We start from the raw sequence: 22569 nt of genomic DNA, 5'->3' as shown, positions 1-22569 counted from the left end.
GAGGCATACCGGATGATATGCCCAAGTCGAATGCTCTCTTGGGTGGGAGGGCCATCACAACTCGGCAACAGCCTGTTTGATGATCGTCTCTGCCTGAAAAGATGGCGCCCTAAACGGAATGTCAGAAGGGCGCAGAACATGGGCTTCTCCTACCGTAAGAGCTTCAAGGCGGGCCCGTTTCGCGTCACGGCCTCCAAATCGGGGATCAGCTACTCCGCTGGCGTGAAGGGCTTCCGCGTAACCAAGCGGGCCAACGGGCGTGTGCAGACCACCATCTCCGCTCCCGGGACCGGCCTGCGCTATACCGCTAGCGGCAACAGGCGGCAGGGCGCGGCGACCTCGGCCACGGCGGTCAACGGCGCGATGATCGCCGACCCGGCGGCTCGCCACGAACGCAGAAGGCAGCGTCCCGGCGCGTGGTACTTCGCGATCGTGCTTCTATCGGCCGGCCTCTTCAGCGCGATTCCGTTCGCTCACGCGGCGGCCCGACTGAGCCGTAAGGACCTCCGGCTTCGGGCGGGAATCTATGCCGCCGTCGCAGCCGTGCTGGGTGTATTCGTCTCAATCACTCCACAGGACGCGCACGGGAACCCGGTCGGTACAGCTGGCCACGCACTGAGCACGATCTTCGCAGTTCTGGCACTGGCCCTGATGGCGACGGCCTGCTTCCAGTTGGTCCCGCTCCGCCGCGAGGTCTACGGCCTTGAGGCGGAGCTGACATTGCCTACTCATGCCGCAGCAGCCGATCCGGTCGTCGCAGCGCACCTTGCCGCCCGCGCTCGCCGGGACGAAGCTCGCGCCCTCGCGCAGAGCGACCCGGTTCTCGCCCACGACCTTCGCATTGGCCGGCCGGACCTGCCGCGCCAGTACGACGATGGTGGCCTGATCGATCTGAACAGCGCGCCGGCAGATGCCATCGCCACGGCCTGCTCTATCGAGCCGTCTTTGGCTGAACGGATCGTGGCGACTCGTCAAGACCTCGGTTCTTTCAGCTCGCTGGACGAGGTGTTCGTCTACGCCCAGGTCGAGGAGGGCGCCGCTGCACGGATCCGCGACTACGCGCTGCTCCTGCCGAGGTAGGTAGTGAGATGTACGGGCTGACCTTCGTCAAGGACGACACCAAGTGCGCGGGTGAGCTGCCATTTCCTGGAGGCCTCAGGGTCTTGGAGGTCTTCGGTGGAACAGCGTCCGGCGAAGGCGAAACGCATCACGTGCGGTGAGACCTCCGTGTGCGGGGCGGGGAGTGTGTTGCGGGTGTTGTGCGGCGATCTGTCATACCTCGCACAGGGGAAGAGAGCCAGCGGCCGTCGGCGCCCCGTGGCTGTCTCCGGCCACGGGTTACGGCTGGCTCGGATCGGCAGCCAGGACGCGAAGAAGGCACAGGAGTGCAGCAGCGACGGGCTCGGTCACCTCGGGTGGCTCCTCGGGGCGTCGCACCTCGAACCTCGAGGGGGTGTCCGGACTCGAGTGCTGCGGGCATGGGGACCGTGGCTTACTCTGCGGGACGCCGTGCTCTGGAGGACTCGTTGGTGCTGGCACACCCCCTATAGGGATGTCGCAGGCCAGATTCGTCGTCTTCCGGTAACGGGAGGCACGCGGGCGCCTTCGTGCAGGGGCAGGCCCGTCTCCCTCCGTGACAGGTCTGCCCCTGCTCGCAAGAGTCCGGCCTGGGCGCGTTTCGCCCTCACTGCCAGACTGCACGACGCGGTGGATGCGGTGGCCCGGCACCCGGTGGGCCCATCTCAGCCATGGATCTGGGATTTATCCGCTACAACATGGTGACCGTCCCGACCTGCTTCTTTCGGCTCACGCGCCTGACGCGGGCTACGACCTGGTGTTCGCCGGGGACTGCGATGGCGCGAGCGCGCTCGCCGACCGGCGGGGCGTTTGATGACCCCGCCGAGGACGCGGGTGCGCAGGAGCCTGCGGGGCACGCGATCGTGCGATACCGCTGGCTGTCCCCGGGCTTCGGGTGGTCGTTGGTCTCGTGATCGGTGTGGCCGATGCGTGTCGTAGTGCTCCAGGTACTCGGCGAGGACCTGGTGGAGTGAACTTGGCCCTGGGCGTGCCGAGTTGTCGTCGCAGGACGGTGAGTTGGTGGCGGAGGGCGAGGATCTCGGCGTCCTTGGCGTGGTCGCTCATCGGTAGCAGACGGAGGGCGGCGAAGGCGTTCGTGACGGCAACGTAGGCCAGGCGTAGCAGACGAGCGATCATCATGCCACTTGTCGTCTCCGGGCTCTCCAGTCGGGCTGACCAGCGCGGATGGAATTTCCGGCAAGTGCACCGTTTGCGGCCGGCCACATCACCGGCTTCACGGGGCGTCAGCACCGATGGCTCAGTGTGCGACCAGCCGCTCGCTCATCCACTGCAGCATCGGCGGGATCTCCCGCTTCCAGGTGTTGAAGTTGTGCCCGCCGCTCGGAAGGATGATCGACGAAATCCTGGTCACCTTCGTGTCCTGCACGCTCTTGATGAACTTGAGCGTGTCCTTGTAATTGTGCTCACCGACCTTGCTGCTGGTGACGAGCAGCGACGTCTCGGGCGCGGGCAGATGCTTGAGCGCCCAGAAGAGGTCGGCACGGTTCTGCAGGTTCTTGTCGCCGTGGAAGAGGTCCCCGGTGGTGGGGTCGATCGGCGCCTTGTAGTACGGCGACAGGCCCGCGGCGGCCGCGTACGAACCCGGGTGGTGCATGGCCACCTTCAGCGCGCAGTAACCGCCGGTCGAGTCGCCGACGATGCCCCAGCTGGCGGGCGTCTTGTCGACCCGGTAGTGGGCCATCACCGAGTCGCGCAGGTCCTTTGCGAAGAAGGTCTCGGTCTGCGGGCCGCCGGGAACGTCGACGCACTCGGTGTCCCGCGGCGGCGCCACGGTCGGCCGCAGCATCACCAGGATCATCGGCTGCATCTTCCCCTGCTTGGCCACCTGCTGTGCCGTACTCGGGTAGTGCAGCTTGTCCACCAGTGCCTGGGCCGTGCCGGGGTAACCCGTGAGGACGACGGACGCCGGGAACTTGCGCGCGCGGTTCTGTGGCTGGAAGTACTCCGGGGGCAGGTACACGAACGCCGGCGTGGCGAGATGGGTCGTACGGCCGATGATGTCGACCTTCTGGACCTGCCCGGCCATCTGCGGCAGCGTGCTGCTCGCACCGATGACACGGGAGGCGGAGACCACTTGGACGGGACTGCTGCCGCCCTCCGCCATATGGTCGACGACCACTCCCTGGCCGGTCTCCTGGCCGAACAGGTCGGCCCAGCTGGCGTAGAAGCCGAACGCCTGGTTGGTGGCGAGTCCCACCGTGGCGAAGAGCGCCAGCTGGGTGCCGAGCAGCAGCCCGACCCGTCCGCTGACGGCCCGCCAGTTCCGCCGGGCCAGTCCCGGCCACAGCCAGACCGTGCCGAGGAACAGTGCGACGGCGATGACGATCGCCAGCATCAGCACTTTGTTGCTCGTGAGACCCATGGGCTGTTACCTGCCTGCGCTCTCCGCCCGGTCTCCGCCCACGCTTCGTTGCGAGGGCATGCCCGGGGCTTTCCTTGGCCTTTGATTCGACGGGTTCAAGGTCTCTCGCGGAACTACGAGAGACGATGTTTGTCAGGATAGATGAGCAAATGTCGGGCTAGGTTCCGACTCGATCAGCCGACCGCGGCGCATACTGCGTGGCCCGCGCCCCGAGGCCGAAAGAGTGCAACGGCTGCGAAGCACACTGATTTCTGGTCGGTTCAGTGTCCGGCCGGCGGCTGGATGTAGTCCTCCAGGCGAGCTACGGCGAAGCCCTGTTCCCGGATGCGCTCGAGCAGATTCGCGAACATCTCCGTCATGGTGGCGCCCTTGAGCTCCGCAGGCCCGCGGAAATGGGCGAGGATGATGTCGCCGGGACGCAGCTTCTTGCCTGGCTCCTGGTACTGCATATTGCGCACCTGCATGGTCTCGCGCCACCAGACGATCGCTCGCGGCCCGCACTCTCCCACCGCGATCTTGGTGTTGTTGTCGTACGCCCCGTAGGGCGGCCGGAAGAGGAACGGGGCGGTGCCGAACTGCTGGGTGAGGATCTTCTGGTCGCCGCACACCTCTTGCTTCTGGCGGACCAGTGGGATGGTGTTCATCGCGGGATGGTGCAGGGTGTGGTTCTGGATGTGGTCGCCCATCGCCTGCAGTGCCTTGAAGTACCCGTAGTCCGACTTGATGGCGTCGTTCATCAGGAACATCGTGATCGGGATCTTCAGGTCCCGCATCATCTCGATGAACTTGGGGTCCTTCTCCAGTCCGTCGTCGACGGTGATGAAGACGACCTTCTGGGATGTCGGTACGTGGGCGAAGACCGGGACCGGGCCGGTCGCGGACAGCTTGATGGGTTTGTCCGCCGGGGGCTCGGGAGCCGCGGGCAGCGGTGTCAGGCCCCACTTGTGCCAGGCGGCAGGCTCAGCCGTGATGTGCGACGCGGTCCCGGGCGTGCCGCCGACGGAGGCGGACGCCGACGAGGTGGCCGCCGGACCGGTTGCGTCGCCACCGCTCGTGCCGCAGCCGCCGACGGACAGGGCCAGGAGCACGCTCGCCAGCGGGGCGTAGAACCTGCCGCCTGTGTTGCGTCGCTTCACCGTACCGGTCTCCTGACTGCAAAGCTGACCTTGACTCTGCTGGGAAGGTAACCGCGGCATGAAAGGCGAAGTTCAGCGACATGAAAGGCGAAGTTCAGCAGAGGGTGAGAATATGACCAAGGTCGACACCACCCCCGGCGCCATGCGGGTCATCACAGCCGACGCCCGGCAGGAGGCGGCCGGTGCGGCGGGTGAAGGAGTCGCGCAGCTGCTTGGCGCCCGAGGTCTTCTGCCGCGCTCGCTGTCGGAGCCGTGTAGACCGGCTTGAGTACGCGGGAGATCTCGTCCCAGTTCCGGCGGCCCGCGTAGCGGAACGACGCCCGGATGACGTGGGTGAAGCATCCATGAATACGACGGTCGCCGCTCTCAGGGCTGCCGATACGCCCCTGGGAGGCGTTTCACTCGCCCCGGCCCGCCTTCCGGGAAGTTCTCGTTCCCCCGACGGAACCGTTCCAGACCGCTGACCGCACGGCCGACCTCGCGGCGGACTCCACCCGTCCACTTCCGCGCCCGGTTTCCGACATCCGGGGGCAAGGTCGCGGCATCAGGGTCTACAGGTAGATGTATCACCTACCTAAAGGTTCTGGGCCATGTCCGCAGTATCCAGAAGAAACTTCCTCGGCACCGCCGCCACCGTCGCTGGTGCGGCCGCCATCGGTGCCGCTCTGCCCGGCGTGAGCGCCGCCGCGACTCCCTCGCAGACCGACGCCGCCCCCCACGGGCAGGTGCACGGCGACATCCGCGACATCAAGCATGTCGTCGTGATCATGCAGGAGAACCGTAGTTTCGACCACTACTTCGGTGCCCTCAAGGGCGCGCGCGGGTTCGGCGACCGCTCGACGGTCCAGCTGCCGGGCGGCAAGTCCGTCTGGGAGCAGCCGAAGACGCCGACCGAAGGGGCCGAGACCCAGTACCCGTGGCGGCTGAGCGGGGCGAAGTCCTGGAACGGCCCGACCCCGCCGAGCGCCGAGCTCGGCGCCGCCAACTACGGTGGCACCGCCCACGGTTGGACCGACCAGCACGGTGCCTGGTACGGCGGCCTGATGAACGGCTGGTACTACGCCAAGGGCGGCCCGACCACCCTCGGCTACCTGGACCGCAAGGACCTGCCCTTCCACTACGCCCTCGCGGACGCCTACACGGTCGGCGACGCCTACCACTGCTCCGTGCTCAGCGCGACCGGCCCGAACCGCACCTTCCTGTGGGGCGGCACGATCAACGCCGACAAGAGGCACGGCAGCTACACCGCCACCGACGGCGGCGACGAGCGCCGCAAGTTCCTGCCGTGGGAGTCGTACGCCGAGACGCTCCAGAAGGCCGGCGTCAGCTGGCGGGTCTACCAGTGCGCCGACGACTACGGCGACAACGGGCTGGAGTACTTCGACACCTTCGCCAAGCTCGACCCCACCCAGGGCGGCACGGCCGCGCCGGGCAACGTCTACTACGACAACGGTGTCAAGAACGTCCCCGAGCCGGCCACCGGACTCGCGGGCAACGCCGACAACATCAACGCCGCGATCCGCGCCGACGTGCTGAACGGCACGCTCCCGCAGGTCACCTGGGTCGTCAACAACCAGTTCTTCTCCGAGCACCCGGTCACCTCGCCGAACAACGGTGCGTACTTCCTCCGCGGCGTCCTCGAGGCCCTCAACGCCGATCCGGACGTCTTCAACTCGACCCTGGTGATCATCAACTACGACGAGAACGACGGCCAGTTCGACCACGTCCCGCCGCCCGTGCCGGCGGCGGGCGAGGCGGACGAGTTCGTCTCCGGCACCATGAGCCAGTACGGCGTCACCGCGCCCGTCCCGGTCGGCCTCGGATTCCGTGTGCCGCTGCTCCTCATCTCGCCCTGGACCCGGGGCGGCTGGGTGACCTCCGAGGTCTCCGACCACACCTCGGTCATCCAGTTCATGGAGAAGTGGACCAGCGCGCTCGGCAAGCCGGCCATCTGCCCCAACATCAGCGACTGGCGCCGGAAGGTCTGCGGTGACCTCACGGGCGCCCTCGACTTCGCCTCGCCGGTCTACGGGCTGCCCGACCTGCCGGACACCGGGGATCTGATCCCCGAGACGCGGTACACCCCGCTGCCGGGCGACAACACGATGCCCACCCAGGAGAGCGGTACCAAGCCCGCCCGTCCGCTGCCGTACCAGCCCAACGCCAACCTGACCGGGTTCGCCCCGGGTGCGGCGAAGCTGGAGTTCAGCAACGAGGCCCCGTTCGTCACCAAGGCGAGCCACTTCGCCGTCTACAACAACCGGGGCGGCTTCCCGACGATGGCGCAGTACCCGGCCAGGTTCCCGGGCCAGTACACCGTCGCCGCCAAGGACACGGCCACCGGCGCCGGCCCCGTCGGCTCCTCGGACGGCGACACCGCCTACGACCTGACCGTCACCGGGCCGAACCGGTTCCTGCGCCGCTTCATCGGCGACGTCGCCACCGCCGGCAAGGACCTCGCCGTCGAAGCGAGCTACTACGACGGAAAGTCGACGGCACTTCCGAAGTTGAAGCTGTGGCTGCGGAACAGCGGGGACTCACCCGTGGAGTTCACCATCACGCACAACCAGTACATCTCCGGCGCCCCGCAGCGGGTCAAGGTCGCCGCGCACAGCAAGGAGGCGTGGGTGGTCAGCCCGCTGGAGGTCAGCGGCGGCTGGTACGACGTGACCGTCACGGCGGACCTCGACCACGCCTGGTCGCAGCGGTTCACCGGCCACCTCGAGACCGGCCAGGCCAGCATCACCGGCTGACCCCGGCCCGCACCGACGGCCGGCCCTTCCCGCCGGGCCCGGAACGCGAGTACATCGCGTTCCATTGCGGTGGGGAGGGCTGTGCCGGACTGAACGGACCGTGTTCCAGGACGTGTCGTCCAGATCCAGCATGGCAACGAAGGAGTACGGCCGGCCGGGCATGAACCACAAGGCGGTCCCGACCGGTCGGCGTCCTGCGATGGAACAACTTCCGGGGCCGCGCCCCAGAATGCGATGGCACTGAAGTGCTGCTGCTGCCCGAACGTCAGGTGCTGAACGGTCAGGTGCAGTCCTTGCCCGGCGCGACGTCAGCCGTCTGCGGAGCCGTGGGTATGGACTTGTGCGGGGAGTGCCGCAACGTCGCCGAACGTGCAGGCAACAGCGTCGAGGTCCTGCTGAGGCGCCACGCCAAGTGCATCGACGGTCGACAGGAGACCGCAAATCGCAAGACGGATGAGTTGTTGCGCGAGTACGAGTGACCGCGCCCGGCGCTGGAAGGAGTTCGCGCCGAAGACGGTCGCGCCGAGCGATGCGGCCCTCAACGACGCCGGATGGACCGTGATCGGGAGGCGTCGTGGGGCGTGGGCCGGCGACCCTGCTGCTCGTCCCTGGTCCGGGCTGTCGGTCTCCGCGCCCCGCGGCCTGCGGTCCGCCGACGACGTCGGCGAACACCCGCCCGGTGTCGAGCAGACGGAGGTGCGCTCGTCACCGTGATCGCACGGTGGCTGGCTGGGGAGCGTCAGTCCAGCCCCAGCCGGGGTATCTCCCGTCCCGGGGAGCGGTCCATCACCATCAGCAGGCCGGCCTCGCGAGTCCTGTCGTAGGCGGCCTCGTCTATGACGCCCAGTTGGAACCAGACCGCCCTGGCGCCGATCGCCACGGCCTGGTCTGCGATGGCTCCGGCGAGGTCTGAGTTGACGAACACGTCCACCACGTCCACCGGGAATGGGATCTCCGCAAGGGATGCGTAGCCCTGTTCACCGTGCACCGTCTCGGCCTTTGGGTGCACGGGCACCACCTTCTTGCCGATGCGTTGCAGCTTCTCAGCCACGCGGTAAGCGGCCCGTTCGGGGTTGTCGGACAGGCCCACCACGGCCCAGGTGTCTCCGGCAGCGGTGAGAATCTGCCCTATCGTCGCGTCATCGCCATAAATCGTCATGCTCGGCGCCCCCGTGGGGTGTTGAGTTCTGCACCAGTTGCCGCCAACCGCATGATCACGGAGGGTGCCAGGTCTGTGGACTTCGTCAGCCGCATGAGCAAACGTTAGCGAGTCTTGAATACTGTATGCAATAGGATCGTGCTCGAAGGGGCGGCGGGATGCGCCACTGTGGCGGTCCACTTGGATGGCGCGCCCCCTCGCCGAGCACCGTCTGAGAGGGCATTTGATCTAGGTGGATTGCCCCCTATGCTCTAGTAGGTGCCTCGGCCGTGATCCCGCTTGGCGCGTCGGTCGCGACCATGGACGCTCGGAAGCGGGCATGTAGTCGAGCGTCGGTCGGCCGATGGGTGACGACGGCCGTATCCACGGCACCACCTCCTCCGGCATCAACACCAGCGAACGATCCGACGAAAGCTCGCGGAGCCCGAGTTGTGGCTCCTGGCCGGCCCGAGAGCGCCTCCAACGATTACGACGACCTGTCAACACGGACGAATCACAACCCCAGTCCCACTGGTGTGGTCCCAGTAGTGCCCAGTCGCAGAGACACGACGCCTGCGCCCTGCCCGCGGCTCGGCCAACGGTTGGTCTGCTGCTGGTACAGAGTTATACATTTGACCAGTCGAAAATGGCTGGCGTCGCGATCAGGAGTGGACCGAGTGGCCCGGGAATGGCCCGGATCTTGGTTCGGAACTGATCCGAGGGGTGAACGCCGCCCACCTGTTGCGCATGGCGACGATGCCCCCTGTCGTATGCCTCCGGAGGTGACGACGGCCCGTTCGGAAAGCGGATGGCGTCTGCTCGGAAACCGTGACTCGGGGGGAGGGAGGCGAGCCGTCCGGCCGCGCCGGAGCGGGACGGACGGCCGTCAGCTCACACCACCAGTTCTGCTGCTCCGGGCGGGTCCGCGCCTTCACGCGCGCACATTAGCGCGGCTGCCTGGGCGGCCACCGTCAGCGCCTCGCCGGGAACCGCGGGCAATCGATCGATCGGCGCCACCCGCGTGGGACACGACCACTTCGGCAGCCTGGTGCGAAAGCACCTTGGGGGCAGTGGGGTTGAGCTGTCACAGGGATCCGAGGTCCACGCCGCCACCTCCACGGCGACCGCCGTACTCGATGCCGCGGGCGCCGCGGCCGGGTGCTGTTGTGTCCCCTCTGCCGATCAGGGCCGCGGGCGCCGGCTCGATGCGGGCCCGGCCGTGTCCGTGTTCGGTACCTCTGGTCACGGCAGTACCTGGATCTTCCGGCCCTTCCCGGCCTGGAACTGCCGCAGGGCCTCGGCGTAGTCCGCCAGCGGCAGCCGGTCGCTGATGAAGATCTCCGGGTCGAGCACTCCACCGGCGAACAGTTCGGCGGCGCGCTCGTAGCTGTGCAGGACCGCCATCGAGCCGGTGATGGTGATCTCCTCGTTGTAGATCCGGTACGGGTCGATGGTGGCCCGGGTCGCGTAGTCGGCGACGCCGAACTGGAGGTACGTGCCACCCTTGCCGACCCGGCCGAGGGCGTCCTGGATGGCGTGGGCGTTGCCGGTGGCGTCGATGACGACGTCCCAGCCGCGCGGGCGCTCGAGCGCGTCGGCGGTGGTTACGGCGTTGCTGCAGCCGAGCGTGCGGGCGGTGGCGAGCCGGTCCTCGTTGATGTCGACCATGTCGACCGTGGCCGCCCCGGTGCGCTTGGCGAGTTCCAGCATCATCAGGCCCATGGTGCCCGAGCCGTAGATGAGTACATTGCTGGCGAGCGTGCTGCGCAGGATGTCGTAGCCGCGTACCGCGCAGGACAGCGGCTCGATGAGGGCGGCGTCCTCGGTGCGGACGTGCTCGGGGAGCTTCACGCAGTTGGCGGCGGGGGCGGCCGTGTACTGTGCCGCGCCGCCGGGGACGGTGACACCGATGGCGTTCCAGCGCTCGCACATGTTGCCGCGCCCGATACGGCAGTAGTGGCACTCGTGGCAGTACAGAGAGGGGTCGACGGCGACCCGGTCGCCGACGGCGAGGTCGCGTACCCCGGATCCCAGGGCGACGACCTCGCCGGCGAACTCGTGACCGGGAATAATGGGCAGGGTGGGCGCGAACTCGCCCTGCAGGATGTGGAGATCGGTGCCGCACAGGCCGCAGGCGGAGACCTCGATCACCACCTGCCCGGGCCCGGGTGTGGGGTCGTCGACGGTCTCGACGCTGACCTGGCCGGGCGAGCTGATGACGGCGGCTTTCACTTGACTGCTCCAAGAGACAGGCCCTGGACCAGCTTGTCCTGGGCGGCGAATCCGGCGATGAGAACCGGCAGGGAGATGCAGACGGCGGCAGCGCACACCTTGGCCAGGAAGAGGCCCTGACTCGTGACGAAGCCGGTGAGGAACACGGGTGCGGTGCCGGCGACGACGCCGGTGAGCACACGAGCGAAGAGCAGTTCGTTCCAGCTGAAGATGAAGCAGATCAGCGAGGTGGCGGCGATGCCGGGCGCGACGACCGGCGCGACGATCCGGGCGAGGACGGTGGGCAGTGCGGCGCCGTCGATGGAGGCCGCCTCCAGGATCTCGACGGGGACCTCGGCGAGGAACGAACGCATCATCCATACCGCGATGGGCAGGTTCATCGAGGTGTAGAGGATGATCAGCAGCGCGACGTTGTCGAGCAGGCCGCTGTTCTTGGCGATCAGGTAGATCGGCAGCAGTCCGGCCACCGCGGGCAGCATCTTGGTGGACAGGAAGAAGAACATCGCGTCCGACCACTTGCGCACCGGCTTGATGGACAGCGCGTAAGCGGCCGGGATGGACAGCACCAGCACCAGGAGCGTCGACATGAGGCTCGCGGAGAAGGAGTTGATCAGCGGCGGCCAGGGGGAGACGCCTGTGCTCGCGCCGAAGAACTCCCGGTAGCCGTGGAGGGTCAGCGGTGCCCCCAGGCTCGGTGGGTTGGTCGCGGCGTCGGACTCGCCGTGCAGCGAGGTGAGCACCATCCAGGCGACCGGAAGGAAGAACACGACTCCGCAGAGCCAGGCCAGCAAGCCGAGTGCGCCGTGTCGGCGTCGGGCCACGCGGCCTGGGCTGCCCGTGGGGCGGGTGGCGTTGGTCGCGGCCATCAGCGGGTCTCCTCTCGGAGCAGGGACGAGACCGTCCTGAGCGCGAAGCTGCCCACGAGGAGGGAGCAGAGGACGACGATGACGCCTTCCGCGGAGGCTTGCCCGTAGTCATGCGCCTGGTAGAAGGTCTCGTAGACGGTGTAGGGCAGGTTGGCGGTGCCCAGGCCGCCGCCGGTGAGCGTGAAGACGGCGTCGAAGTTCTGCACCACGTAGATGCTGCCGAGCAGTGCGGCCAACTCGAGATAGCGGCGCAGGTGCGGGAAGGTGAGGTAGCGGAAGACCTGCCAGGTGGTCGCACCGTCCACGCGGGCCGCCTCGACGGCGTCCATGGGGCGGCTCTGCAGTCCGGCCAGCAGGATCAGCATCATGAAGGGCGTCCACTGCCAGATCAGCGAAGCCTCCACGGACATCAGTGGTAGCGAGGACAACCAGTCGGGCTGCGGCGCGTTGTCGCTGCCGAACAGGCTCCACAGCCAGGTCAGCGATCCGTTGATCAGCCCGTAGGTGGCGTTGTACAGCGCGTGCTTCCACAGCAGCGCGGAGGCCACGGGCACGACGAGGAAGGGTGTGATCAGCATGGTGCGGACAATGCCGCGGCCGCGGAACCGGCGGTCGAGGAGCAAGGCCAGGCCCAGACCCAGTACCAGGCTGACCAGAACCACGGTGGCCGTCAGCGTGATGGTCGTCAACAGGGAGGAACGCAGCTGCGGGTCGGTGACGGCGTCCTTGTAGTTCTGCAGGCCCGCGAAGGCCCGGTTGCCAGGGTCGAGGGCGTTCCAGCGCATGAACGAGATTGCCACGGTGCCGACGAACGGCAGCTGGGTGACCACGATCATGAAGATCAGGGCCGGGAGCAGCGGGGCACGCCGGGCCCATGCCCCGCGAGATCGCCGTGGGGGTGCCGCCTGTTCTGGGGTCTGCGGCGCTCGGGCACGCCTGGTGAGCGAGTGAGTGAGGGTCATCGGTGTGTCTCCGCTGTGCTCCCGTCCCCCGGTCCCGCGGGGGCGGGACCGGGAGGCCGGGAACGTCGGGTGGATCGGGGAGGGATCACTTGTCCGCGTACTTGGCGGCGACCTTCTCTGCGAGCGCCTGGCTGGACTTCAGTGCTTGCTCGACACTGGTCTTGCCGGCGATGGCGGAGCTGATCTGCTGGGAGACCTGCGTGCCCAGGTCGGTGAACTCGGGGATGCCGACGAATTGGATACCGGGGGCGGGCCGGGACTGCACGCCGGGGTTGTTCGGGTCGGCGGACTTCAGCGCGTTCGCGGTGGCGCCTGCGAAGGCCGACGCCGCGGCGACGTACTGCGGGTTGGTGTAGGTGGAGTTCCGCTTGCCCGCCGGGACCCGGGACCAGCCGAGCTTCATGCCCACCAGGTCCTCGTACTGCTTGCTGGACGCCCAGGAGATGAACTTCCAGGCGTCGTCCTGGTGCTTGCTCGCCTTCTGCAGGCCCCAGGCCCAGGTGTAGAGCCAGCCCGAGCTCTTGGTCTGGTCGACCGGCGCGGGCGCGTAGCCCATCTTCCCGGCCACCGGCGACCCACTGGCTTCGAGCGACCCGGCCGCGGAGGTCGCGTCGTACCACATGGCGACCTTGCCCTGTTCCACGTCGTTGAGGCACTCGGCGAACCCGGACTGCGGGGCGCCCGCCTCACCGTGGGCTCGCACGAGATCGACGTAGAACTTGGTCGCCTTGGTGAAGGCGGGGCTGTCGACCCGGGCCTTCCAGTCCTTGTCGAACCAGGTGCCGCCCATGGTGTTGACCACTGTGGTCAGAGGAGCCATCACCTCGCCCCATCCCGGGAGGCCGCGCAGGCAGATGCCCTTCATCCCGGGCTTGGCGCCGTCGGCCTTGGCGGCCAGGGCGGCCACCTGCTGCCAGCTGGGGTTGGCCGGCATGGTCAGCCCCTTCTCCTTGAAGACGTCCTTGCGGTACATCAGGAAGGACGACTCGCCGTAGAACGGCTCGGCGTATATCTGGCCGGATGCCGTCAGGGACTGCTGCATGGCGGGCAGGATGTCGCTCTGGTCGAAGGCGGTGTCCTTCTTCGCGTACGAGGTCAGCGGGGCGAGCCAGCCGTTCTTGGCGTAGATCGGCGTCTCGTAGTTGCTGATCGTCGCCACGTCGTACTGGCCGGCCTGGCTGGAGAAGTCCTGGGTGATCTTGTCGCGGACGTCGTTCTCGGGCAGCACTGTGAAGTTGACCTTGATGCCGGTCTCCTTGGTGAAGTTGGCCGCCGTGAGCTTCTGCAGGTCCGCCATCTGCGGGTTGTTCACCATCAGCACGTTGATGGAGTGCGAGCCGGAGCCACCCCCGGCGCCACCGGCGCCCGCACACGCCGTGAGCAGTGCGCCGCACATGGCCAGCGCGCCCAGCGGCACAGCGCGCCGCAGAACAGTCGGTCTTGAGATCATGATCGTCCCTTTCATGAAATGTCGGGTGTAGGCAGCGAAGGGCAGGGGGGATGAGGGATCGGGCAGACGGCGGCGTTCGGCTGTGCAGGCAAGGAGGTGCCTCGGCGCGGCTCCGGCGGAGTCGTCTCTGGCGGTAGGGGGCGGGCTGAGCGGGTCAGACCCGGTGGACGCGGGGTCCCATCAGTGAGTAGCGGTGCGCCTCGGCGGTGGACAGTCCGGTGTCGGTGACGATGGCCTCGAAGTCACCCACCCCGGCGAAGCGGCAGAAGCTGCTCGCGCCGAACTTGCTGTGGTGCCCCATGAACACACGTCGTCGCGACACGGCCAGCGCCTTGGCCTTGACGTCGGCCACCACCGGATCGGGGGTGGTCAGGCCGAGCTCCCGGGAGATCCCGTTCGACCCGAGGAAGGCCAGGTCGATCACGAATCGCTCGAGCATGGCGCAGGCCCATGAGCCCACCGTGGCCAGGGTCCGCGCCCGGACTCGGCCTCCGAGGAGCAACACGGTGACCTGCGCAGAGTCCACGATCGCGGCTGCGGTGGACAGTGAGGCGGTGACCACGGTCAGGGGCCGGTCACCGGGGAGGATCGCGGCGAGGAGCTGGGGGGTGTAGCCCTCGTCCACGAACACGGTCTCCGCGTCACCGAGGAGCTTGACCGCCTCCGCGGCGATCCGGCGCTTGTCCTTGACGTACAGGGTCTCTCGCTCGGGGAGGCCCGTCTCGAAGCCCGCGCCCTCGACGGGATAGGCACCGCCGTAGGTGCGGCGGAGCAGGCCCCTGCGCTCCAGAACGCTGAGGTCGCGACGGATGGTCTCCGGCGCGACAGCCAGATCGAGGGCCGTGGTGGTGACCTCGACACGTCCCTGGTGCCGAGCGAGCGCGAGAATCCGGCTCTGACGCTCTTCGGCGTTCATCGCACTCACCTCGCCTTCCGTACCCGGTCCGGGCGCGGCGTGCCCGGTCTTGCCGCACATTTATACCAATCACCTTTTCGCGCAAACTGGCCCACAGCGAGCCTGAAACTGCCCGATGATGCCTGAAGTGGTTGACTAAAGCCCCAGGTCACAGCCGTGCCGCGTGTTTTGTCCCATTTACCGGTGCCCGTGTGGACCGACTTCAGTGCCTGGCTCGGGCGGACGGCGAGCTGTGACCGACCCCATCACTGCTCGTGCACGGCCACGGCTGGAAAGTCAGGGGCGGCACGATTCGGCATGTCTGATCGGTCCGCTGAACGGCGTCGGACCGGAGGCTGTGCCTTCAACTGCTCTGGCTGACTGACTGTTGTCAACATGCAGGAGCACTGATCGGCCTTCGCCTGTCCTTCAACCCGGCGGCTCACGTCGAGTTGGAGGCGGGCAAGCGACCCGAGGCGCTGGTGTGGACCGAGGAGCGCATCCTCCACTGGAAGCGCACCGGCGAGAAGCCTTCGCGAGTGATGGTCTGGACGCCTGAGCACACCGGCCCCTTCCTCGACCACGTCGCGGAGGACCGCCTGTACGCGCTGTTCCACCTGATCGCCTTCCGCGGACTGCGACGAGGCGAAGCGTGCGGACAGAAGTGGACCGACACCCGCCTGGACGCCGGTCTCATCACCCTTGCCAAGCAACTCGTCGTGGACGGCTGGGAGGGTGAACGAGGACGATCCCCGGACGGATGCCGACGCGCGCACCATCGCGCTGGACTCCGACACGGCCAGGCCCTCAAGCGGCACCGCGACAAGGACCGCAAGGGGGGAGCACCCGGGTGGAGACCGGACGCGTCTTGAGCGCGGCGGCCGTCGGAGGGCGGCCGGTGCGGCGTCGGTCGGCGTAGTCCCATTTCTTGGCGATCAGGCTGCGGTGCCAGGCCGGCAGCGTCCCCGGCGTGGCCGGGAAGACACAGCTCCAGCGCCGGCGCGGTATCGGCGACGACGACGCGGCCGGCCAGAACCGGTCTGCGGGCTCGTAGCGGACCGGACCGGCGAATTGCCGTCGCAGCACCGCGTTCTGGTGCCGCAGCACCGGCAGTTCGGCGTCCTTGGCCGTGTCCCGACGCAGCAGCGCGCAGGCACGGACAGCAACGCCCGGGTGGCCCGGTACAGCAGCGAGATGATCGCAGGGTGCAGCGTCCCAGCCACCACCGAGGGCCTTGCACGTGGGCTGCCACCAGCAGCGACGACTTTACGAGCCCCACAGGATGCGCTGACGGTCGCGGAGGCGACGATGTCGCGGGCCTCCGCCACCGATATCGCTTCCTCGAGGACGCCTCGCTGACCAGCGCTGGGTGTGCGGGGCGGGTGGAGATGATCCAGTCGGTGGGGGTGCTCCAGCGCATGACCTCACGGTGGCCGAGGTGGTGTTGGCGGGGTCGAGGAGATCGTGGTCGGTGCGCCGGCGGTTCCAGACCTGCCGACCGGTGTAGCGGGGATCGGCTTCCTGCTCAGCGGCATCACGCGCTCGTACGGCCTCACGGAGGGCCTTCTCGCCCCGGCCCTTGGCGTGCAGGGCGGCACGTTCACCGAGCCGGGCATCCTCGGCTGCGTCCTCGGCGGCCGTCCGGGCCTTTCGGTCGGTCCGGTTCGGCGACGGCCTCGGCGGCCTCCACGGCGCTGTTGGCCTGCTGGACTTCCAGCAGGGCCTGTGCTGCCTCGTTCTTGGCCTCGGCCGGCGACTGGTTGGCCGGCGACACGTTCTTGGCGGCTGCGGCCCGGGCGGCCGCCAGCCGGGCCTCCATAGCCTCCGGTCTCGCGACGCCCGTCAGATCGCGCCACAGATCATGGTGACTTGCTCCAAACGGATCGTCAGTTCCTCGGCCCCGATGATCCGGCGGGCAGCCCCGGAGCGTTACCTTCCACGGCCCGGGCGGCCTTGGCCTGGTTCTGGCAGCCCTTCGAGCAGTACTCCGGCGGACGGCCGGCGCCCGACGGCTTGTCCCGCGGAATCAGGTTGCCGGACGTGCCGCACGGCTCCGGCCAGTGGCCGTAAGCCGCCTCCTTCTCGACGTTGTACGCGGACCCGCCCGCAGGCCTGCCGTCGGCCTCGGCGGCGGTCTCGATGCCGGTCGACCGGCCCCCGTCCACGGTCAGTCGCGGGCGCGGTGGCCGGCGTCACCTGGCGCTCGGGGCGTCGACCACCAGCCTGACGTTTTCGTCCAGGACCTCCCCGAAGTCCTCGACCGCGTCGTCGGCCACTACCGGGACGCCGACGCGCACGCCGGCAGGCCGACGACGTGTCGTCATGCTGCCTTCACCGCTGGAACCGTGGCGGCCGCCACAGCGCGGCTACTCCACCGCCGAGCATTCAAGGCTAAAGGTCAGTCCGTTAGGCCTCCTATTGGTCGTCTCCCATTTCGCGAAGGTTCGACCGGCTGTCGCTGCGAAACGTTGTGTGCTGCACCTAAGTTTCCTGTGGCTTTCGGAAGAAGGGACTCATGGACACACTCCTCGCGGTCCGGGCTCGTGGGATCACCAAGTGTTTTGGCGATGTCGTCGCACTCGACGGTGTCGATCTGGATGTGACGCAGGGCCAGATCCACGGTCTGGTCGGTCCGAACGGTGCCGGAAAGACGACTTTGCTCGGTCTCCTGCTGGGCCTGGCCGTTGCCGACAGCGGCCGACTCGAGATCCTGGGTGCGCCGGTCGGGCGGACGTTCGCCGCTCCCGACGGTGTCGCCGGCTTCGTGGACGGTCCCGGTCTCTACCCCTCGCTCACCGCCAGGCAGAACCTCGCCGCGCTGGCCGCTCTCCGCGGCCACGATGCGCGGACGGCGGGGATCGACGACGTGCTCGACCAGGTCGGGCTCACCGATGTCGCCGACGACCGGGCCCGGGGTTTCTCCCTCGGCATGCGTCAGCGGCTCGGGCTCGCCGCCGCCCTGCTCACCAAGCCCCGGCTGCTCGTGCTCGACGAGCCTTCCAACGGCCTTGATCCGGCGGGCAAGCAGCAGGTGCACGGTGTCCTCAACAGGCTCGCAACCGACGGGACCGCCGTCGTCCTCTCGAGCCACAACATGGACGACCTCGAGGCGCTGTGCTCCGAGGTGACCATCGTCGCCACCGGACGGGTCGTCTTCTCCGGCCCGCTGAGCAAGCTGGCCACCGACAATCGTGAACTCGACTACCGGCTGCTCGTCTCCGACCCGCAGGCCGCCCGCCGGGTGGCCGACGACGCGCCCGGGGTCCGGGTCGTCGACGACGCCGCGGTACGGCAGGACGCCGAACTGCTCGTCGTACGCGCCCTCGTGCCCGCCCTCGACGACCTCGTGGTGCGGCTCGTGGAGGAGGGCGTCGCGCTGCGCGAACTCACTCCCGTGGTGTCGCCGCTCGAAGCCGCGTTCCTCGCCCTCACCGAGCAGCAGGAGGCCGGCCGATGACCGCGACCCTCGCCCAGAGCCCGGAACAGGAACACCAGCCGGTGACCCGGGGCCGTCGCGTCTCCGTCATCCGCGCCTGCCGCTTCGAGCTCGTCAAACTCGTCTCCCAGTGGCGGATCCGCCTGCTGGTCCTCGCCTGTTGGATTGTTCCTGCACTCTTCGTCGCCGGCGTGAGCCAGCAGAGCACGCTCCCCGTCGACACCCTCTTCGGGCGCTGGATGCATGCCTCCGGGTGGGCCGGGCCGCTGGTGATGCTCGGTTTCGCGGGGACCTGGGCGCTCCCGCTGCTGACCTCGGTCGTGGCCGGTGACGTGTTCGCCTCCGAGGACCGGCTCGGCACCTGGCGCCAGTTGCTGGTGGCGGTCCGCTCACCTCGGCGGATCTTCGTGGCGAAGGTGGTCGCCAGCCTCACCGTTCTACTGCTGCTCGTGGCCGGGCTCGCGGTCTCCAGCACGGTCGGCGGCCTCCTCGCGGTCGGCGACCAGCCGCTGGTCGGCCTCGACGGCCACCTCCTGGCACCGTCGGACGCCGCCGTTCAGGTCCTGCTCTCCTGGATCTGCGTCCTCGCTCCGACCCTGGCGCTCGCCGCACTCGGCTTCCTCGGGTCGGTCACGCTGGGACGGTCCCCGATGGGGCTGCTGGTGCCCGTGCTCGTCTCGCTCGCGATGGCGGTCGCCCAGATGCTGCCGCTCCCCGTGGCCGTCCGGGTCGCCCTGCCCAGCTACGCCTTCATCTCCTGGAACGGACTGTTCACCAGCCCGCAGCAGCTCGCCCCGCTGCTGATCGGCGTCGTCGTCAGCCTCGTGTGGGCCGCGGTCGCCACGGCGCTGGCCTATGTGCTCTTCGTACGGCGCGAATTCACCAACCTGAGCCACGACGGTTCCGGCCGCCGCGCCATCACCGTCGGAGTCCTGCCGCTCGTCGGGGTGGCCGCCGCGTCGTTCGCCGTCGTCGCCGCGACGACCTCGGCAACGGGCTCCGGGATCGAGCAGGACAAGGTGCAGCGTTCGGTCGCCACGGCGTTCGCGCACCTGTACCGCATGCAGACCCAAGAACTCAACCGACCCGCCGTCACCGAGGCCCAGTTGAAGGCCACGGCGGCGTGCAGCAAGGGCCACGTCCAGGACCGCGCAGAGGGGCCGGGCAACGACTGGCGCTGCGTCATCTCCTGGCGTCTCCCCGACGTCCAGACCACAGGCCAGGCCATCTACCAGCTGGACGTCACCTCAGACGGGCGGTTCGTCGCCGACGGCGACGGACCGAAGGAAGTGAACGGCTACTTCCTGGTGCGGACCCCCGAAGGGGACGCACCGAACCCGATGTGGCAGTTCGACGGGAACGTCGATCTGCTGTCAACCACCCCGAAGGGATAGCTCAATGCAGGTCTCACGCCGCAGGCGTGTCGAGAAGGACCAGTCCGGCCTTCTCGGTAACCGCATCCGCAGAATTCCCCTGGTAACGGCGGGTATCACCGCTCTTGCCGTCACCGCGGCCGGCACCGCTTACGCGTCGACCCACCAGTTCGGCACCTCCCAGGTCGGCCAGACCACCGACAACGGCCAGGTCGTTTCCAGCGACCAGTACATCGCCCCGTACGGTGACCGCATGGTCATCAACGACGGCAAGATCATGTCGTCCACGGTGAGCCCCGACCACGCCTTCATGGCGGCCTCGGTCACCGACGGCGACGCGGCGCTGGTCATCGTGGACCTGAAGTCCTCGAAGGTGGTCCAGCGCATCGGCACCAACGCGGCCGACCAGCTGAGAATCAGCGGCAACGACGTGGGCCAGGAAGGCCCCGTGTACTCGCCCGACGGCAAGTCGCTCTGGCTGGGCCGGGGCAACGGCTACACCAAGTTCACCGTGAACGCGGACGGCACGTTGTCCAACCCGCAGAACATCACGATCGCGAAGAGCGGCTCCCAGCAGGCGCTGTCGGCCGCGGCCGTCTTCTCGGCCGACGGCTCCACCGTGTACGCCGCCGTCAACGGCCAGAACCGCGTGGTCGCCCTCGACGCCGCGACCGGTGCCATCAAGCAGAGCTGGACCACGGGCACCGCCCCGCGCGGCATGGTCCAGGTCGGCAACAAGCTGTACGTCAGCAACGAGGGCGGCCGTCCGGCGAAGCCGGGCGACACCACGATCAACTCGTACGGCACCCAGGTGCCGGCCAACCCGGACACCGGTGCGTCCACCACGGGTACGGTCAGCGTCATCGACCTGTCGAACTCCTCCGCCGCCGTCGACAGCATCGACGTCGGTCTGCACCCGACCTCCGTGTACGCCAAGAACGGCGTGGTGTTCGTCACCAACACCGCCGACAACAACGTGTCGGTCATCGACACCAAGCAGGACAAGGTCGTCCAGACCATCGCCACTCAGCCGTGGCCGGAGGCGTCGGTGGGCTACGAGCCCAACGCGGTGACGCTGACCGACGACGGTCGCCTGCTGGTGACGCTCGGCCGCGCCAACGCGGTCGCCGTCTACAAGTACACCTCGGCCCAGGAGCCGGCCTCCTACGTGGGCATGCTCCCGACGGACTACTTCCCGGCGGAGATCGCCACCGTCGGCGACAAGATCGTCGTCTCCAACACCCGTGGTATCGACGCCCGCCGCAAGAGCTCCAACCACGGCACCCACGACACCACGTCGAGCCTGACCTCGTTCACGCTGCCGTCCGACGACGTCATCAAGAGCCAGACGCCCAAGGTCTTCCAGCAGAACGGCTGGACCGCCAACTCGGTCAAGCGGGCCGACAACAACGGCCAGGTGCCGCCGGTGGCGGTCCCCGCCCGGCTCGGCGACCCCTCGACGATCAAGCACGTCTTCATGATCGTCAAGGAGAACCGGACCTACGACCAGGTCTTCGGTGACATGCCGCAGGGCAACGGCGACTCGTCGCTGACGACGTTCGGCAAGAACGTGACGCCGAACCAGCACGCGCTGGCGGAGCAGTTCGGGCTGTACGACAACACGTACGACGTCGGCACGAACTCCGCCGAGGGCCACAACTGGCTGACGCAGGCCGACGACCCGGAGTACACCGAGTCCTCGGCCGGTGAGTACACGCGCAGCTACGACACCGAGGACGACGTTCTGGGCCACCAGAAGTCCGGCTTCATATGGACCGGTGCGAAGGCCGCCGGCAAGAGCGTCAAGGACTTCGGCGAGTTCCAGTCCGCCGAGACCAAGCCGTCCGGCTCGTCCTGGCAGAACCTGTACTGCGACACCAAGAACATGCAGGCGACCGGCGCGCAGACCGCCTACCCCATCAAGGTGGGTTCGGCGATCCCGTCGCTCAACGACGTGTCGGTGCAGGGCTTCCCGAAGTTCGACACCAGCGTGCCGGACATCTACAAGGAGCAGATCTGGAAGCAGGACTTCGAGAAGAACGGTCCTGCCGACTTCAACATGTTCTGGCTGTCCAACGACCACACCGGTGGTCCGGCGAACTCGGCCGCTCAGGTCGCGGACAACGACCTCGCGGTCGGCCGGATGGTTGACGAGATCTCGCACAGCAAGTACTGGAAGGACTCGGCGATCTTCGTCGTCGAGGACGACTCCCAGGCGGGTTCCGACCACGTCGACGGCCACCGTGCCCCGGTCCAGATCATCAGCCCCTGGGCCCAGCACGGCGCGGTCGACAGCCACTACTACTCGCAGATCACGATGGTCCGCACCATCGAGCAGATCCTCGGGATCAACCCGATGAACCAGAAGGACTCCGCGGCCACCCCGATGACCACGGCGTTCACCAACAAGCCGGACTACACCCCGTTCACCGCGGTGCCCAACCGCACCTCGCTGACCGCGGGTCTGGCGACCATGCCGTCCTGTGGCCCGGACGTCCCGGCCCCGGCTGACCCGGCCGCGGCGCCCGCGCCCACCGGCAAGGTCCCGGCGTCGGAGCAGACGGTCGCGGCGAAGTGGGACAACTGGAAGTCGAAGCAGCGGCTGACCGGCCCCAACGCCGTGCCGGACTACGCCAACCCCGAGCAGATGAACCGCTTCACTTGGTACGAGGCCCACGACTGGGCCAAGCCGTACCCGGGCGACACCAAGATCTACGCGCCCAACGAGGTACCGGGCGCCTACATCCCGTCGTCGGAGAACGACGGCTGACGTAGGCTCACCAGTTGGATTAGCGAAGCGTAGTGAACCTGTGGCAGAGTGCTACGCGCACGCCCGGCGCCCAGGCGACGTCGGGCACCCTCCTCGGT

General features: G+C 68.1%; 19 protein-coding genes and 2 pseudogenes. 8 read left to right on the top strand and 13 right to left on the bottom strand.

The window, feature by feature from the left end:
- Nucleotides 1–138 precede the first annotated feature (138 nt).
- Nucleotides 139–1080 (top strand): DUF4236 domain-containing protein, encoded by a 942-nt coding sequence (locus AB0M27_RS26475; RefSeq protein ID WP_365724753.1) that lies wholly within the window; start codon nt 139–141, stop codon nt 1078–1080.
- 981 nt (nt 1081–2061) lie between these two features.
- Here AB0M27_RS26475 and AB0M27_RS26470 read toward each other — a convergent pair.
- The 3 genes and pseudogenes from AB0M27_RS26470 to AB0M27_RS26460 form a co-directional block, all read right to left on the bottom strand.
- Nucleotides 2062–2214 (bottom strand): annotated as a pseudogene (locus tag AB0M27_RS26470) (integrase); the annotation flags it as partial.
- A gap of 121 nt (nt 2215–2335) precedes the next feature.
- A complete protein-coding gene (locus AB0M27_RS26465; RefSeq protein ID WP_365724751.1) occupies nt 2336–3460 on the bottom strand; it encodes an alpha/beta hydrolase-fold protein in 1125 nt (374 codons plus the stop codon).
- A 260-nt stretch (nt 3461–3720) separates the two neighbouring features.
- The gene (locus tag AB0M27_RS26460; protein WP_365724749.1) at nt 3721–4596 is read right to left on the bottom strand and encodes a polysaccharide deacetylase family protein; all 876 of its coding nucleotides are present in this window, start codon (nt 4594–4596) and stop codon (nt 3721–3723) included.
- A 112-nt stretch (nt 4597–4708) separates the two neighbouring features.
- Between AB0M27_RS26460 and AB0M27_RS26455 the strand changes: the two genes are divergently transcribed.
- The 3 genes from AB0M27_RS26455 (at nt 4709) to AB0M27_RS26445 (ending at nt 7828) form a co-directional block, all read left to right on the top strand.
- Complete coding sequence (locus AB0M27_RS26455) at nt 4709–4864, top strand: hypothetical protein (protein ID WP_365724747.1); 156 nt, start codon at nt 4709–4711, stop codon at nt 4862–4864.
- Between the two features lie 322 nt (nt 4865–5186).
- On the top strand, nt 5187–7349 hold the full coding sequence (locus tag AB0M27_RS26450) for a phosphocholine-specific phospholipase C (RefSeq protein WP_365724745.1): 2163 nt from the start codon (nt 5187–5189) through the stop codon (nt 7347–7349).
- A gap of 245 nt (nt 7350–7594) precedes the next feature.
- A complete protein-coding gene (locus AB0M27_RS26445; protein WP_365724843.1) occupies nt 7595–7828 on the top strand; it encodes a hypothetical protein in 234 nt (77 codons plus the stop codon).
- 260 nt (nt 7829–8088) lie between these two features.
- Here the strand turns inward: AB0M27_RS26445 and AB0M27_RS26440 are convergent, their stop codons facing one another.
- From AB0M27_RS26440 to AB0M27_RS26410, 7 genes are all read right to left on the bottom strand, one after another.
- Entirely contained in the window at nt 8089–8502 is a 414-nt protein-coding gene (locus tag AB0M27_RS26440; protein ID WP_365724832.1) for a CoA-binding protein, read from the bottom strand.
- 1069 nt (nt 8503–9571) lie between these two features.
- On the bottom strand, nt 9572–9733 hold the full coding sequence (locus AB0M27_RS26435; protein ID WP_365724743.1) for a hypothetical protein: 162 nt from the start codon (nt 9731–9733) through the stop codon (nt 9572–9574).
- Nucleotides 9730–10719, bottom strand: coding sequence for a zinc-dependent alcohol dehydrogenase family protein (locus AB0M27_RS26430; protein WP_365724741.1), 990 nt, complete (start codon nt 10717–10719; stop codon nt 9730–9732). Before AB0M27_RS26430 ends, AB0M27_RS26435 begins: the two co-directional genes overlap by 4 nt.
- Nucleotides 10716–11585, bottom strand: coding sequence for a carbohydrate ABC transporter permease (locus tag AB0M27_RS26425; RefSeq protein ID WP_365724739.1), 870 nt, complete (start codon nt 11583–11585; stop codon nt 10716–10718). Before AB0M27_RS26425 ends, AB0M27_RS26430 begins: the two co-directional genes overlap by 4 nt.
- Entirely contained in the window at nt 11585–12547 is a 963-nt protein-coding gene (locus AB0M27_RS26420; protein WP_365724737.1) for a sugar ABC transporter permease, read from the bottom strand. Before AB0M27_RS26420 ends, AB0M27_RS26425 begins: the two co-directional genes overlap by 1 nt.
- Nucleotides 12548–12632: 85 nt before the next feature.
- Nucleotides 12633–13943 (bottom strand): sugar ABC transporter substrate-binding protein, encoded by a 1311-nt coding sequence (locus AB0M27_RS26415; protein WP_365724830.1) that lies wholly within the window; start codon nt 13941–13943, stop codon nt 12633–12635.
- Between the two features lie 208 nt (nt 13944–14151).
- Entirely contained in the window at nt 14152–14913 is a 762-nt protein-coding gene (locus AB0M27_RS26410; protein ID WP_365724735.1) for a DeoR/GlpR family DNA-binding transcription regulator, read from the bottom strand.
- 401 nt (nt 14914–15314) lie between these two features.
- On the opposite strand from AB0M27_RS26410, the pseudogene AB0M27_RS26405 reads away from it, so the two are divergent.
- Nucleotides 15315–15728, top strand: a pseudogene (locus AB0M27_RS26405) (site-specific integrase); the annotation flags it as partial.
- A 764-nt stretch (nt 15729–16492) separates the two neighbouring features.
- On the opposite strand, the gene AB0M27_RS26400 reads toward AB0M27_RS26405, so the two are convergent.
- From AB0M27_RS26400 to AB0M27_RS26390, 3 genes are all read right to left on the bottom strand, one after another.
- Nucleotides 16493–16711 (bottom strand): hypothetical protein, encoded by a 219-nt coding sequence (locus AB0M27_RS26400; protein ID WP_365724733.1) that lies wholly within the window; start codon nt 16709–16711, stop codon nt 16493–16495.
- A 67-nt stretch (nt 16712–16778) separates the two neighbouring features.
- Nucleotides 16779–17057: a hypothetical protein gene (locus tag AB0M27_RS26395; protein WP_365724731.1), complete on the bottom strand. Its 279-nt coding sequence runs from the start codon at nt 17055–17057 to the stop codon at nt 16779–16781.
- Nucleotides 17058–17084: 27 nt separating this feature from the next.
- The gene (locus tag AB0M27_RS26390) at nt 17085–17216 is read right to left on the bottom strand and encodes a hypothetical protein (protein ID WP_365724729.1); all 132 of its coding nucleotides are present in this window, start codon (nt 17214–17216) and stop codon (nt 17085–17087) included.
- Nucleotides 17217–17407: 191 nt separating this feature from the next.
- Between AB0M27_RS26390 and AB0M27_RS26385 the strand changes: the two genes are divergently transcribed.
- The 3 genes from AB0M27_RS26385 to AB0M27_RS26375 are packed head-to-tail and all read left to right on the top strand — an operon-like array spanning nt 17408 to nt 22471.
- Nucleotides 17408–18349, top strand: a complete 942-nt coding sequence (locus tag AB0M27_RS26385) for an ABC transporter ATP-binding protein (RefSeq protein ID WP_365724728.1) — start codon at nt 17408–17410, stop codon at nt 18347–18349.
- On the top strand, nt 18346–19722 hold the full coding sequence (locus AB0M27_RS26380; RefSeq protein WP_365724726.1) for an ABC transporter permease: 1377 nt from the start codon (nt 18346–18348) through the stop codon (nt 19720–19722). Before AB0M27_RS26385 ends, AB0M27_RS26380 begins: the two co-directional genes overlap by 4 nt.
- 4 nt (nt 19723–19726) lie before the next feature.
- Nucleotides 19727–22471, top strand: coding sequence for a phosphoesterase (locus AB0M27_RS26375; protein ID WP_365724724.1), 2745 nt, complete (start codon nt 19727–19729; stop codon nt 22469–22471).
- Nucleotides 22472–22569 lie beyond the last annotated feature (98 nt).

It is taken from the genome of Streptomyces sp. NPDC052107, from assembly GCF_040680215.1.
In the GTDB taxonomy this organism is placed as follows: domain Bacteria; phylum Actinomycetota; class Actinomycetes; order Streptomycetales; family Streptomycetaceae; genus Streptomyces.
This window is presented reverse-complemented; position numbering and strand designations above follow the sequence as displayed.